The organism is Celeribacter sp., from assembly GCF_048270365.1.
Lineage (GTDB): Bacteria > Pseudomonadota > Alphaproteobacteria > Rhodobacterales > Rhodobacteraceae > Celeribacter.
Genome location: NZ_JBLWTA010000020.1, coordinates 20,360 through 34,808 on the forward strand (window position 1 = coordinate 20,360; position 14,449 = coordinate 34,808).

Sequence of the window (14,449 nt, forward strand, 5' to 3'; positions counted from 1 at the left end):
ATGGTCCGCCTCAATTGCAAAGTCCTGAGAGGAAAGATCATGCTCACCCTTTACCACGCCCCCAAATCGCGCAGCTCGCGGATCGTCACGCTGTTGATGGCGCTCGACGCGATGTCGGAAGTGGACATCCGCCTCACCGATATTCCGCGTCAGGACGGCTCTGGCGCGCGCGATCCGAACAACCCGCATCCCGAAGGCAAAGTGCCGCTTCTGGTCACGGAAGACGGCGAGATGATCCGCGAAAGCAATGCGATCATGCTCTATCTGACCGACCGTTTCCCATCCGATCTGGCGCCCGCTGTCGGCGCGCCGGGGCGGGGCGCCTATTTGAGCTGGCTGTTCTGGTACGGCAATGTGTTGGAACCCGCCTATGTGCATCAGATCGCCGGGCTGTCGCACCCGGCGCTGACGGCCACGTTCAGGGGTATGCCGGAAGCGGTGGCCTATCTGGTGGCAGGGCTTGGTGAGGGGCGTGAGTTTCTCATGGGCGATCACTTTAGCGCCGCCGATCTGTTGATCGCCTCGCCGTTTTTGTGGTTCCCAGAGGCGACGCCGGACGTCCCCGTGATCCGCGACTGGGTGGCGCGCTGTGGGGCAGAGCCTGTGATGAAAGAAACGGCGATTTTTGATGCCAAGGCGCTTCAAGACATGGGGCGTGTCCCCGTCTGATGGACTTTCTGCCCGTCCTGTGTCTCTCTGGCGGCATCCACGCCAGAGAGACATGAGATGCAGTTCGATTTCACCACGCTTCCCGCCCGCGACCGCTATCGTTTGCTGACGAATTTCGTCGGGCCGCGCCCCATAGCGCTTGTGACGACGGTGAACCCGGACGGCAGCGCCAACGCCGCGCCGATGAGCTTTTTCAATGTGATGTCGTCCGAGCCGCCGCTGTTGGTTCTGGGCATCGCGTCGAAACCGGAGCAGGAAAAAGACACCGCCGCCAACATTCGCCGCACCGGCGAGTTCGCCATTCACATGGTCGATAAGGCGCTGTCGGACGCCATGTTGATTGCCGGTCTTGCGGTGCCGACGGGTGTCGATGAATTGGCTTTGGCGGGGGTGGAGACGGAGGCCTGTACGATGATTTCCGCGCCGCGCATCACCGGCGCGTCCTGTGTGTTTGAGTGCAAGACCGAGCGCCTGCTCGACTGGCCGAACCGGGTTTTGGTGATCGGCGAGGTGGTGCAGATGCATGTGCGGCGCGACTGTCTCGATGCCGAAGGGCGCTATGTGAACCCGGCAGTGTATCAGCCCATCGCGCGGCTGCATGGCGACAATTACGTGGGCTCCGAGGATCAATTCGTGCTGAGCGCACCGCCGATTGAGACGGTCTTCAAAGGCTAGGATTCTGGTCTCAAGGTTGCGCGGATCTGGTCCCTTCCGGTGCCGGGAAATCCGGTGCAGCATGCCGTCATGGAGCCGATTCTACAGACAAAACTGAGCTTTGCCCCCTGGGCCGATCCCCGCACCGCGCGGCTTCCTGGGGTGATCCCCTTTGAGCTGGATGACTGGCTTGAGGTGGACACGGCTTATGGGGCGCAGATGGCGTTGCGCGATCATCTCATTGCCACGACGCCGGAGGAGATTATCGCGCTGGATGACAGCGCGCGCCCGGCGGCTCTGGAATTGCTCGACATGCTTCTGGGGCTTTTGCCGGGGCTAGGGTTTGTCGTCACGCAGACAGAGATCACGCGTCCCGATGGCATCACCGTGCCGATGGATCGCGACCGGCCGATGCACACGATGGGACGGCTGTTGCAATGCGACATCTGCCTGATGCAGCCCGACCCGAGCGGCGCGACGGAGGAGAGTGTTCTGACGGGCGGCGTGCTCTGTTTTCCCTCCGGCTGGCGGCTGCCAGAGAAATTCATGAAGCCGATGCTGCGCATTCACCAACCGATCGAGGCCTACACCGCCGATCTCGCCGCGCGGGTGCAGCGGATGATGAACGGCGTGCAGGTGAGCAGGGGGCTGATGCGGGGAACGGCCTCGCGATCCGATGCGCATCTGTGCGATCCGCGGTCAGAGGGCGACTACCGCCACGGCACGCGTGAGTCGCGTTATATCCGGGTCGAACGCCAAAGCCTTGTGCGGCTGCCGGAAACCCGTGCCGTTGTGTTTACGATCCACACGCAGGTCGTGTTGCCGGAGGCGCTGACCCCGGACCAAGCCGCTGCTTTGGACGCGCGCCCGATCCGCCTTGCGGATTGATCACCACTCCTTTGAGAGCGTCAGAAACTTGGCGAGGCTGTCATCCTGGGGAAAGCGTTTTTGCGCGGCCTCAGCCGTGGCCATAGCCTCATCGATCCGACGCAGTCCAACCAGCGCAATCGCCTTTTGTGTATAAAGCCGCGCGCTGGTTTTGGCGTGAAATTCCAGACCCCGCTCCGCCACGACAAGCGCGTCTTGCGGGCGCTCCACGATGTTCAAAGCGCGGGCGTAGAAATAGGTCACATCCTCGCTTTCACTGTCGAGCTCCATCGCCGCGCCACAGTCCTCCACGGCCAATTCATCCTTGCCAAGCTCTTGGCGCACCACGCAGCGCGACAGATAACCCTGCATCGTCGGCGCCTCTTTCAGCACCCGCGTGTAAAGCCATTCCGCCGTCTTGTCATAACCCAGCTCATGCCAGGTCCAGGCCAGCATCCGCTGGGTGTTGTGCGAGGGTTCCAGATGTTTCGCACGGCGCAAGTCTCGGAGAGATTTGTCATTTTCCCCCAACTGCCGCCATGCCACCCCGCGGGCGGCCAGCGCTTCGGCCAGCTCATCGTCCGACAGCTCTGTCTCAAGTGCTGCGGTGCAGGCCTCGATGACCTCAACCGGTTGTCGATTGGCGCTTAACCCGACGCAGGTCCCATATTCCGCAAACGCCCCCTGTGCCCAGAGCATCATCCCACCTGTCAGAACCAATCCAAACCGCATGCCGTTCTCCTTTTGGGAAATGAGCCTCTTTTCGGGGCCAAGTTGCAAATGATTTTTGGCACCTTGCGATATAAGGTCTTTAAACAACGTCAAAATTTCAACGGATCAGACTATGAATTTGAATGTGGCAGCGCGGGGGGCGCTTGAAAACTAACTGGCAATGCGCGCGCCGGGATATGCGGTTTTGATTGATGCGCCATGGGGCAGCGGGAAAACGCATTTTATCGAAGACGTTTGCAAGGTGAAAACCGATCCGACTGTTCGATATGCGACGCTGAACAGCGTGGCCGATGCGGCGGGATTTCGCCGCGCCCTGTTGAAAGGCAAGCTGGGCAGTGGTGTCTTTGAAAATGGCGCGCGGCTTGGCGATACCTTCGGAAAACTAGCCAATGTGGGAAATATCGGCACGCTCGCGCGCGATATCGTCGAAGAACGCCTGATGGAGGCGCTGCCTGAGACGCTGATCTTTGACGATCTGGAGCGCACGGCCATGGAGCCGGAGCTTGTGTTTGGCCTGATCAACGATTTCGTCGAACATGAGGACAAGCGGGTGATCCTCTTGGTGAACTCCGAGAAACATCCGTGGAAAGATGCGTTTCTTGAGAAAAAGGAAAAGCTTATCGGTCGGACCCTACGGGTCGAAGCGAACCTCGCCGAGGCGCTGCCGAGTTTCATTGAACTTATTGGGGATGGAAAGGGGCAGACTTACCTTGATGCCCAGCACGATCTGATCCGAGAGGTGTTCGAACAGGCCAAGCACAACAACCTGCGCCTCTTGCGCAATGCGCTTCGGGAATGCGCGCAGGTCTTGGATCAGATCGAAGACGCGCTTTTCGAGGCGCAGGAACCTATGGCGCGCTTCACCCGCACCTACCTGGCGCTCGCCATGGCGCTGGGGAAGGGGGAGATTACGGAGGAGGATGTTCGGAACCGTGATCGGATCAATTGGGCAAAGGCAACCGCTAAGGTCGAAGGACAGGATGAACCCGAAGACACGGCATTGGAAATACTGGACAAACGACACGTTGGTGCGGATATTTTTGATTTGGGCGGTTCTGTCCTGACGCTTGAGCTTGGAGTTGCTATTCTCGTTAGGGGGCATATCGCGTCAGAAAATCTAAATGGAATTTTGAGGCAGACGGGACAGTTCACAAAGCAAGACGAAAATCCCCTATGGAAACGCCTCTTCGAGTGGCGGCATATCTCATGGCAGGCGTTGCCGACGCTGATCGAAGAGGCGCGCGTGTATCTTTTCGAAACCGATCCCATCGAACCGGGGCCCTATCTCCACATCGTTCAGACGATTTTACACATTGAGGAACGTGGTGGCCTCACCGAAAGCCGTCAGGATTTCCTGCAACGGTTGCACGCGCGGGTGGGTGCACTTAAAGCCTCAGGAGGGTTACCCTTGGCCGCGTATGGCAAGATGTTTGGTTGGGAACGTCATGGCCGCAGCTTCTATTTTGGCGGCTACGGTTTTGATCCCAAAGCGGACATGTTCGAGCTTATCAAAGCGATGGAGCAGGCTCAGGTTGCGCTTTTCGACGAGAGCCAGGCAGCCTTTGCAGAACAGCTCATGACTGAACTGAAAGAGGATCTGAAGGCTTTCGATGCGCACTTTTGGTCACGGGACGGCGCATTGTCTTATGAGCGAATTCCCGTTCTGGAGCGGTTACCGGCAGAAGAGGTTGCGAGGGTGCTTGTGGGACATATCGAAAATGGGCGTGCTCGCTCAATCGGTGATATTTTCGAATATCTCGTCAGTCGTCACCGCAGCGTGGCTGAATGGGATGCAGAGCGGGTGTGGGCCGATCAGGTCAAAGAGAAAATGCAAAGGCTTGTTCCCGCTTCTTAGCCTCTCTTGCGCGCACAAATGGCGGCCTTTTTCGACACCTACTGGAAATTCGCCCCACCGGAAATCGACTAACCCGTTTCCTTTGTTGCACAAATACTCAAAACAAAAGCCCCGCCGGTCTGGCGGGGCTTTCTCATCTCACAACAGGTGCGATCAGGCTTTCGCTTACGATTTCGCCAGGTTCCGCAGCACGTAGTGCAGCACGCCGCCGTTTTCGATGTATTCGATCTCCGGCGCCGTATCGATGCGGCATTTGACTTTGATGGTTTTCTTGGTGCCGTCCGCGAAAGTGATGTCACACTCCAATGTTTCCAAAGGCTTGACGCTGTCGAGGCCCAAGATCGTCACCGTCTCGTCGCCCGTGAGGCCCAAGGTTTTGCGCGTATCGCCGCCGGTGAATTCGAACGGAACAACGCCCATGCCCACCAAGTTCGACCGGTGGATACGCTCAAAGCTTTCCGCGATCACGGCTTTGACGCCCAAAAGCGCGGTGCCTTTCGCGGCCCAGTCACGCGACGAGCCCGCACCGTATTGTTCGCCGCCGAAGACCACCAGAGGCGTGCCTGCCGCTTGGTAGGCCATCGAGGCTTCGAACACGGAGGTCTGCGCACCATCCGGGCCTTTGGTGTAGCCGCCTTCGACGCCGTCCAGCATCTCGTTCTTGATGCGGATGTTGGCGAATGTGCCGCGCATCATCACCTCGTGGTTGCCACGACGCGACCCGTAGGAGTTGAACTCCCGCACCGGCACGCCGCGCTCGGTGAGGTATTGACCCGCAGGGGTCGATTCCTTGAACGAGCCAGCCGGAGAGATGTGGTCGGTGGTGACCATATCGCCCAGAATGAGCATGACTTTCGCGCCTTCGATGTTCTGGATCGTGCCTTTCTCGGCCCCCATGCCTTGGAAGTACGGCGGGTTCTGGATGTAGGTCGATTCCGGCGGCCAGTCGTAGGTTTCGCCACCCGAAACCTCAACGCCTTGCCATTTCTCGTCGCCTTTGAACACATCGGCATATTTCGCCTGAAACGCCGCGCGGGTCACGGTTTTCTCAACCAGTTCCGCGATTTCGGCATTCGACGGCCAGATGTCTTTCAGGAAGACGTCATTGCCGTCCTTGTCCTGCCCCAAAGGCTCAGAGGTCAGGTCGATGTTCATATCGCCCGCCAGTGCATAGGCCACCACGAGCGGCGGGGAGGCGAGGTAGTTGGCGCGCACGTCCGGCGAAATCCGGCCCTCGAAGTTGCGGTTGCCAGAGAGAACAGACGTGGCGATCAGGTCGCCCTCGGCGATGGCCTCGGACAGCTCGGGCGCGATGGGGCCGGAGTTGCCGATACAGGTCGTACAGCCATAGCCCACGAGGTTGAAGCCCACGGCGTCGAGGTCCTCTTGCAGGCCCGCGGCCTCCAAATATTCGGTCACCACCTGAGAGCCGGGCGCGAGCGAGGTTTTCACCCAAGGCTTGCGGTTGAGGCCCAAAGCGCGGGCTTTGCGGGCGACGAGGCCAGCGCCGATCATAACATAGGGGTTCGAGGTGTTGGTACAGGACGTGATCGAGGCGATCACGACGGAGCCGTCATGCAGCTCGTAATCCTGACCTTTGACGGCTTGGGATTTGTTGATGTCGACGGATTTCGTGGCCGCCGGACCCTCTTCGAGCATGTCCTTGGCAGCGTCAGAGACGTCGATGCCACGGTAATCGGCGACGACTTTCTCAAAGGCCGAGGCGGCCTGCGTCAGCGCCACATAGTCCTGCGGGCGTTTCGGGCCGGAGATCGCCGGAACGATGGTGCCCATGTCCAGTTCGAGCGTCGAGGAATAGATCGGATCATAGTCCGCCCCGCGCCAGAAGCCGTTCTCTTTCGCATAGGCTTCGACCAGCGCGATGCGGTCCTTGTCACGGCCGGTTTGCTCCAAATAGCGCAGCGTTTCGGCGTCAATCGGGAAGAAGCCGCAGGTCGCGCCATATTCCGGCGCCATGTTGGCAATCGTCGCCCGTTGTGCGAGCGGCAGGTTGTCGAGACCGTCGCCGTAGAATTCGACGAATTTGCCGACCACGCCGTGTTCACGCAGCATTTCGACGACTTTGAGCACCAAATCGGTCCCCGTGGTGCCTTCGACCATCTCGCCGGTGAGTTTAAAGCCCACGACTTCGGGGATCAGCATCGAAATCGGTTGGCCGAGCATGGCGGCTTCGGCCTCGATCCCTCCGACGCCCCAGCCCAGAACGGCGGCACCATTGACCATAGTGGTGTGGCTGTCGGTGCCAACGAGCGTGTCGGGGTAGGCGACTTCCACGCCGTCCGGGTCCGTGTCGGTCCAAACGGTCTGCGCGAGGTATTCGAGGTTCACCTGGTGACAAATCCCGGTGCCCGGCGGCACGACGCGGAAGTTTTCAAAGGCGGTCTGACCCCATTTCAGGAACTGATAGCGCTCCATATTGCGCTCATATTCGCGGTCGACGTTCATTTGGAAGGCGCGCGGGTTGCCGAATTCGTCGATCATCACCGAGTGGTCGATGACGAGATCGACGGGGACCAGCGGGTTGATTTTCTTGGCATCACCACCCAAGGCCTTGATCCCGTCACGCATGGCGGCGAGGTCCACGACGGCGGGGACGCCGGTGAAATCCTGCATCAACACGCGGGCCGGGCGATAGGCGATTTCGCGCGGGTTCTGACCGCCTTTTTCGGCCCATTCGCCGAACGCCTTGATGTCATCGGTGGAAACGGAAAAGCCGCCATCCTCGAACCGCAGCATGTTCTCCAACACCACCTTGAGTGCGGCGGGGAGTTTCGAGAAGGCCCCAAATCCGGCCTCTTCGGCGGCGGGGATGGAATAATAGGCGAGCGATTTGCCGTTCACTTCTAATGTGCGGCGGGTTTTTGCGGTGTCTTGACCGACAACAACAGTCATGGGATGCCTCCGGGTCTTACTAAAACTGCGTGGCGCAACGGTCTGTTGCACCTGACGTGGCTCTCTCAAGTCTTAGCGCATTCTGACGTCATGTCCATGACACGGCATGCAAGAGGGGCGTGCAACAGGTTTGTTTCGATGGACAGGGCCGATGGCAGGGCGCTACAAGAGATTTGATCTGTGAGCGCTCGCATATCTTGCATGTGCGGAACGCTTCGTATACTTTTGCATACAAATAATTCGAGAGTCGGGAAATGCAAGTCTGTGCGGCCCGATTTTTCGGGTTTTTGTCACCAACTCGCATCTCAACTCGCACACCAATTGTAGGGACCGTCATGAGCTTGTACACCGACTACCTAACCGAAATCGAAACGCGCAAAACCGAAGGCTTGCACCCGAAGCCCATCGACGATGGCGCGTTGGTTGCTGAGCTGATTTCCCTGATCGAAGACGAGGGCAACGAGTATCGCAAAGACGCGCTGAACTTCTTCATCTACAACACCCTGCCGGGCACCACGCCCGCCGCCGAGGTGAAAGCGAAATTCCTCAAAAAGATCGCGCTGGGCGAGGTTGCCGTGGCTGAAATCACCCCGGATTTCGCCTTTGAGCTTTTGTCCCATATGAAGGGCGGGCCGTCTGTTGAGGTGCTTTTGGACATTGCACTGGGCGATGACGCGGGTCTCGCCACCAAAGCTGCCGATGTGCTCAAGACGCAGGTCTTCCTCTATGAGGCCGACACCGACCGTTTGAAAGCCGCCTATGAGGCCGGCAATGCGGTCGCGAAAGAGATCTTGGAGAGCTACGCGAAGGCCGAGTTCTTCACCAAGCTGCCCGAGGTTGAAGAAGAGATCAAAGTCGTCACCTATATCGCCGCCGAAGGTGATATTTCCACCGACCTTCTGTCCCCGGGCAATCAGGCGCACTCGCGCTCTGACCGTGAGCTGCACGGCAAATGCATGATCACGCCCGAGGCCCAAGCAGAAATTCAAGAGCTGCAAAAAGCCAACCCCGATGCCCGCGTCATGCTGATCGCGGAAAAAGGCACCATGGGCGTGGGATCGTCGCGGATGTCCGGCGTGAACAACGTGGCACTCTGGACCGGCAAGCAAGCCTCTCCCTATGTGCCGTTTGTGAACATCGCGCCGGTCGTGGCAGGCACCAACGGCATCTCGCCGATCTTCCTGACCACCGTGGGCGTGACCGGCGGCATCGGGCTTGATCTGAAAAACTGGGTCAAGAAAGTCGATGCCGACGGCAAGCCGGTTTTGGACGAGAATGGCGACCCGATCCTTGAACAGACTTACTCTGTCGAGACCGGCAAGGTTCTGACCATCAACACCAAAGAGAAGAAACTCTTTGACGCCGAAGGCACCGAGCTGGCTGACGTCTCCTCCGCCTTCACGCCGCAAAAGGTCGAGTTCATGAAAGCCGGTGGCTCCTACGCCGTCGTCTTTGGCAAGAAGCTCCAGACCATCGCCGCCGAAACCCTCGGTGTCGAGGCGCCGCTGGTGTTTGCTCCGTCGAAAGAGATCACCAAAGAGGGGCAGGGCCTCACCGCTGTTGAGAAAATCTTCAACCGCAACGCCGTGGGCGTTCTGGCGAAAGAGCCGCTTTTGGCGGGCTCCGACGTGCGCGTAAAGGTCAACATCGTTGGTTCTCAGGACACCACGGGTCTCATGACCTCGCAAGAGCTTGAAGCCATGGCCGCGACCGTGATTTCGCCCTCCGTCGATGGCGCCTATCAGTCCGGCTGTCACACGGCCTCTGTTTGGGACAAAAAGGCACAGGCCAACATCCCGAAACTCATGTCCTTCATGAACAAATTCGGCCTGATCACCGCGCGGGACCCGAAAGATCACTACCACGCGATGACCGACGTGATTCACAAGGTGCTCAACGACATCACCGTGGATGATTGGGACATCATCGTGGGCGGCGATAGCCACACCCGGATGTCCAAAGGCGTGGCTTTTGGGGCCGACTCCGGCACCGTGGCTTTGGCGCTGGCGACCGGTGAGGCAACCATGCCGATCCCAGAGTCCGTAAAAGTGACCTTCAAAGGCGAAATGAAGGATTACATGGACTTCCGCGATGTTGTTCATGCGACCCAAGCGCAGATGCTCAAGCAATGCGGTGACAACGTCTTCCAAGGCCGCGTGATCGAAGTGCACATCGGCACGCTTCTCGCGGACCAAGCGTTCACCTTCACCGACTGGACCGCTGAGATGAAGGCGAAGGCCTCCATCTGTATCTCCAACGACGACACGCTGATCGGATCTCTGGAACTGGCGAAATCCCGCATTCAGGTGATGATCGACAAAGGCATGGAGAATGAGGCGGGCACGCTTCAGGGTCTGATCGACAAAGCCGACAAGCGCATCGCTGAGATTTCTTCGGGCGCGAAACCGGCGCTGACGCCTGATGCGGGCGCGACCTATTTCGCCGAAGTTGAAGTCGATCTCGATCTGATCGACGAGCCGATGATCGCCGACCCCGACGTGAACAACGCCGATGTGTCCAAGCGCTACACCCACGACACCATCCGCCCGGTTTCCTATTACGGTGCCGAGAAGAAGGTCGATCTGGGCTTTGTAGGTTCCTGCATGGTGCACAAGGGCGACATGAAAATCGTCGCTCAGATGCTCAAGAACCTCGAGAAAGAGACCGGCAAGGTCGAATTCAAAGCGCCGCTCGTCGTGGCTGCACCGACCTACAACATCATTGATGAGTTGAAGGAAGAGGGCGACTGGGAAGTGCTTCAGAAGTACTCTGGTTTCGAGTTCGACGATCTCTTCCCGAAAGCCAACGCGCGCACCGAGTATGAGAACACGCTCTATCTCGAACGTCCGGGCTGTAACCTCTGCATGGGCAACCAGGAAAAAGCCGCCAAAGGCGACACGGTTCTGGCGACCTCGACCCGTCTGTTCCAGGGCCGCGTTGTGGAAGACAGTGCCGAGAAGAAAGGCGAAAGCCTGTTGGCCTCGACGCCCGTCGTGGTGCTCTCCGCGATCCTCGGTCGTACGCCGACGCTCGACGAGTACAAACACGCGGTGGAAGGCATCGACCTGACCAAATTCGCACCGCCGCTCCAAGTTCCGGCAACCGCGAAATCCGCGCATTTCTGATCCGTCAGAGATGAGACTTCAAAAGGGGCGGCACCTGAGGTGTCGCCCTTTTGCGTTCAAAATGGGGCATGCGCCTGTGGCCCTCACGGCACGTTCAACGCCCTGTAACAGCATCTCGCAATTCCTTGATTGGCCTGAAACGCGCAATCGGCTTACATCTGTTGCGCAACCGACGGAGCCGACATGCGACAGATTTTTGCAGCGATGAGACCTTTTTCCCCCGCCCGCCTTCTGCGAGGCGGTGCTTTGGCCTTGGCGGTCGCGCTTCCCTTTGCCACTCCGGGCGCTGCGCAAGACGCCCAGAGGCCCGGTAGCAAACCCCTCATCGTGGTCGAATTATTCACCTCTCAGGGCTGTTCTTCCTGTCCGCCCGCTGATGCGATGATGTCCGAACTCGCGACGCGCGATGGCGTTTTGCCGCTCTCCTTGCATGTCGATTACTGGGATTACATCGGCTGGCGCGATCATTTCGCTAAGCCCGAATTTACCAAGCGCCAGAAAGCCTATGCCCATGCCGCGGGCAAACGCACGATCTACACGCCGCAGCTCATCGTGCAGGGCGCGGATCACCTCGTGGGTGCCAAACCCATGCGCTTGGCCGATCTGATCATGCGCCATCATGACCAAACGGCAGCACCTGTGGCGCTTTCCGCGGCGCAATCGGGCAAAACGCTGAGGATCACCGCCGTGCCGATGGGGCCTTTGCCGCCCAATATGCGTTTGCAAATCGTGCGTTTCGATCCGCATGAACGTGTCTCGATCACCCGTGGTGAGAACGCAGGCCGTGAGGTAGATTACACCAATATCGTCACCGAATGGCGGCCGCTGGCCGATTGGAGCGGGCAGGAGCCTCTGGCCGTCTCACTGGACCTCGAAGGGCCTGAAAGTGCCGCCGTGCTGTTGCAAACGATCAGTCCCGCTGGCCCCGGTCCGATCCTTGCCGCTGTACGCACTGATATGCCCATCGGCCAAATCGCCTCGCAGTAACGTTTTGCATTTTGGCGATATGATTTAATCCAACGTAAAGGCTTAGCCGCTAACAAGGTCCTGATGTTGCACACCGCAACCCTGCTGGAGACCAATATGCGCCTGATGCCCCGCCGTTTCTTTTCATCTGCTCTCTCTCTGTTGCGGGCCTTCTGTGCCTCATTGGGTGTGCTCGGAGCAGCGAGCCTGTCGGCTGTCGCCGCTGAGCCGGAAGGTCAGGCTTTCAGCCAGGAGGAGATCGCGCAGGTGCTTCGGACATATTACGAAGAGGAAATCGCCGAACTGGTGCAGGAGCCGGCTATTCTGGGTGCCATTCGCGCGCAAAATGAGCGCACGCAGGGGCTGACAGAGGCCGAAATCATCGATCTCGATCAACAGTGGCGCGCGCAGGTGGGCGAGACGGATCATCCCATGGTCGATGCCGTGGTCCAAGGCGCGGTGGCGGAGCGTTTGCTGCATAAAATCGCCCGCGCCGGTGGTGTGATTGCGGAAATCTTCGTCATGGATGCGCAGGGGCTGAACGTCGTTGCTGCGGCGGCGACCTCGGATTACTGGCAGGGCGATGAGGCCAAGTTCCAGAATTCCTTTGGCGTAGGAAAGGATGGCATGGAGATTGGCGAGATTGAATTCGATGCCTCGATCGGCATTTCACAGGCACAGGTCTCGGCCACCATCGTGGACCCGGCCACGGGCGAGCCGATCGGTGCTGTGACGGTGGGGGTTGTGGCGGATTTGCTGCTTTAAGAGGCGCGATCTTGTGCGGCTTCTTTGGCCAGAGCTTTCGCCAAACGCTCTGGTTTCCAGCGGCGGTGAATCCAGAACCATTGTTCCATATGCTGGCGCGTGATGGCCTCAAGGCTGTCGTTCAGCGCCTGCGCCATATCTTCCGGCGTGCCATATGGAATGGGGGATTCGACCTGCACCCGGAAATTCAGCCCGTCCTCTTCGCGCACGCCATAGATCGGCACCAGAAGCGCGTCGTATTTCAACGCCAGCTCTGCCGCTGATAGGGCGGTGCGGGCCGGTTTGCCGAAAAACGTCAACATCGCGCCTTGGTGGACATAAACATCCGAGAGAAACCCGATCATCCCGCCTGATTTCAGATGTTTCAAAAGCTGGGCATAGCCCTTGCGTCCACGCGGAAACAGGGGCTGGCCGATGGTGCCGATGGCTTTCACGTAATGCACGTTGAAGAATTTGTTCTTCATCGGATTGTAGAGCGAGCCGACGTCATACCCATGGGCGATGAGGGCGGCGCGCGGCACGTCGTAATTGCCGAAATGCCCGGTGTGCAAAATGACCGGGCGGCGCGTGTCCCGCGCTTCACGCAGAATCTCGGCGCCGGGGCCATCAAAGCGGATGTCTTTCATCCTGGCGATGAATTCCGGGCCGGAATAAATCTCGATCAGTGTGCGCCCGGCGTTGTCCGGCACGGCGTGCATCAGGCGTTTGACCTCGGCCTCGGGCAGATCGGGCATGACGTGATGCAGGTTCTCGCGCACGCGCGTTGTATATCCGGCCAAAGGGGCAAAAACGCGCGACATGAACCACCCCATGAATCGCACGCGGGTCGGGTAGGGCAGCGTCAGCGCCAGCGCCAAAAGCCCACGCGTCGCGAGATTGCCCAGGTACTGCCCCAGCGTTCCCTCGATCTCTCCGCGTTTGATTTTCATGGCTGACCCATCTCTTCGGGCACGGTGTGAACCGTGCCAGCCTTGCGTTCACGGTGCCAGACATAGAGCGCGGAGGCCACGATCACAAGGCCACCCAATACGGTCCAGCGATCCGGCAAATTTCCGAAGACGGCATAGCCCAGAGCGACGGCGACAAGGAGCCCGAAGTGCGAGATGGGGGCGATGGCGGAGGCTTCGGTGACGGAATAGGCGCGGATCATGGTCAGCTGTGCCAAGGTGCCAAGCGCGCCAATGGCCAGCATCAGACCTGCTGCAAGGGCGTCGGGGCGCACCCAGTGGAAGGGCACGATCACACTCATCACGCTCGTGCAAAAAAGGGCGGAGTAGAGCAGGGCGGTGATCGGGCTTTCCTTGAGACCGATATGGCGTGTCACCAGGGCATAGGTCGCAATGCAGCTTGCCGCGGCCAAAGGTAACAATGAGGCCGTGGTGAACACATCAGAGCCGGGACGAATGATGATGAGCGCACCGATCAGGCCAAAGGCAACGCCAAGCCCCCTGCGCAGGCCGACCTGTTCTCTTAAAAAGAGAGCCGCACCCAAGGTGATTAGCATCGGCGACAACTCGGCGATTGCGATCACTTCGGCCAACCCGAGATGTTGGAGCGCGGCAAAGAAACATGCGGTCGCGCCGAGCAGCATGACCGCGCGCAGCATCTGAAGCCAAGGGTGTTCCGTGCGCAACGCCGGTCGCAACCGGGGTGCAAAGATCAGAATCAAAACCAAAAGCTGCCCAGCGTATCGTGACCAGAGCACTTGGGGCAGGCTGACGCGCTCCCCCAACAGCTTGGCGGTCGTATCCATCACGGTAAAGGCCGTGACCGAGACAAGAAGATAAAGAATGCCGCGCGACTGGGCGGGCAGGCGGGAAAACCAGGTCATCTGTTGACGCTATGAAGAGCGTCTCCCTTTGTCCATACGAGAGGGTGCAAAGGTGCTTCGCATCGGGGGATG

General features: G+C 59.2%; 11 protein-coding genes and 1 pseudogene. 8 read left to right on the top strand and 4 right to left on the bottom strand.

Annotated elements, in window-relative coordinates; all coding sequences use genetic code 11:
- Positions 1 to 39: 39 nt before the first annotated feature.
- From ACN0X0_RS18955 to ACN0X0_RS18965, 3 genes are all read left to right on the top strand, one after another.
- Positions 40 to 669 (top strand): glutathione S-transferase family protein, encoded by a 630-nt coding sequence (locus ACN0X0_RS18955; RefSeq protein ID WP_417280455.1) that lies wholly within the window; start codon positions 40 to 42, stop codon positions 667 to 669.
- Positions 670 to 726: 57 nt separating this feature from the next.
- The gene (locus tag ACN0X0_RS18960; protein WP_417280456.1) at positions 727 to 1,344 is read left to right on the top strand and encodes a flavin reductase family protein; all 618 of its coding nucleotides are present in this window, start codon (positions 727 to 729) and stop codon (positions 1,342 to 1,344) included.
- Between the two features lie 69 nt (positions 1,345 to 1,413).
- Positions 1,414 to 2,211 carry a heme-dependent oxidative N-demethylase subunit alpha family protein gene (locus ACN0X0_RS18965; protein ID WP_417280457.1) on the top strand — a complete coding sequence of 266 codons (798 nt, stop codon included), beginning with the start codon at positions 1,414 to 1,416 and terminating at the stop codon, positions 2,209 to 2,211.
- Here ACN0X0_RS18965 and ACN0X0_RS18970 read toward each other — a convergent pair whose 3' ends face one another.
- Positions 2,212 to 2,922 (bottom strand): tetratricopeptide repeat protein, encoded by a 711-nt coding sequence (locus ACN0X0_RS18970; RefSeq protein ID WP_417280458.1) that lies wholly within the window; start codon positions 2,920 to 2,922, stop codon positions 2,212 to 2,214.
- Positions 2,923 to 3,082: 160 nt separating this feature from the next.
- Here ACN0X0_RS18970 and ACN0X0_RS18975 point away from each other — a divergent pair.
- Both ACN0X0_RS18975 and ACN0X0_RS18980 read left to right on the top strand, forming a co-directional pair.
- Positions 3,083 to 3,148, top strand: a pseudogene (locus tag ACN0X0_RS18975) (P-loop NTPase fold protein); the annotation flags it as partial.
- Between the two features lie 15 nt (positions 3,149 to 3,163).
- The gene (locus ACN0X0_RS18980) at positions 3,164 to 4,777 is read left to right on the top strand and encodes a hypothetical protein (protein ID WP_417280480.1); all 1,614 of its coding nucleotides are present in this window, start codon (positions 3,164 to 3,166) and stop codon (positions 4,775 to 4,777) included.
- 165 nt (positions 4,778 to 4,942) lie between these two features.
- On the opposite strand, the gene acnA is transcribed toward ACN0X0_RS18980, so the two are convergent.
- Entirely contained in the window at positions 4,943 to 7,690 is a 2,748-nt protein-coding gene (gene acnA / locus ACN0X0_RS18985) for an aconitate hydratase AcnA (RefSeq protein ID WP_417280459.1), read from the bottom strand.
- Positions 7,691 to 8,025: 335 nt separating this feature from the next.
- On the opposite strand from acnA, the gene ACN0X0_RS18990 reads away from it, so the two are divergent.
- From ACN0X0_RS18990 to ACN0X0_RS19000, 3 genes are all read left to right on the top strand, one after another.
- Positions 8,026 to 10,815, top strand: coding sequence for a bifunctional aconitate hydratase 2/2-methylisocitrate dehydratase (locus ACN0X0_RS18990; protein WP_417280460.1), 2,790 nt, complete (start codon positions 8,026 to 8,028; stop codon positions 10,813 to 10,815).
- Between the two features lie 204 nt (positions 10,816 to 11,019).
- A complete protein-coding gene (locus ACN0X0_RS18995) occupies positions 11,020 to 11,802 on the top strand; it encodes a DUF1223 domain-containing protein (protein ID WP_417280477.1) in 783 nt (260 codons plus the stop codon).
- A gap of 63 nt (positions 11,803 to 11,865) precedes the next feature.
- The gene (locus ACN0X0_RS19000) at positions 11,866 to 12,546 is read left to right on the top strand and encodes a hypothetical protein (RefSeq protein WP_417280461.1); all 681 of its coding nucleotides are present in this window, start codon (positions 11,866 to 11,868) and stop codon (positions 12,544 to 12,546) included.
- Here ACN0X0_RS19000 and ACN0X0_RS19005 read toward each other — a convergent pair.
- Together ACN0X0_RS19005 and ACN0X0_RS19010 are read right to left on the bottom strand one after the other, a co-directional pair.
- Complete coding sequence (locus tag ACN0X0_RS19005) at positions 12,543 to 13,475, bottom strand: lysophospholipid acyltransferase family protein (protein ID WP_417280462.1); 933 nt, start codon at positions 13,473 to 13,475, stop codon at positions 12,543 to 12,545. The two genes, ACN0X0_RS19000 and ACN0X0_RS19005, sit on opposite strands and share 4 nt — an antisense overlap.
- The gene (locus tag ACN0X0_RS19010) at positions 13,472 to 14,377 is read right to left on the bottom strand and encodes a DMT family transporter (RefSeq protein WP_417280463.1); all 906 of its coding nucleotides are present in this window, start codon (positions 14,375 to 14,377) and stop codon (positions 13,472 to 13,474) included. Before ACN0X0_RS19010 ends, ACN0X0_RS19005 begins: the two co-directional genes overlap by 4 nt.
- Between the last annotated feature and the right edge of the window lie 72 nt (positions 14,378 to 14,449).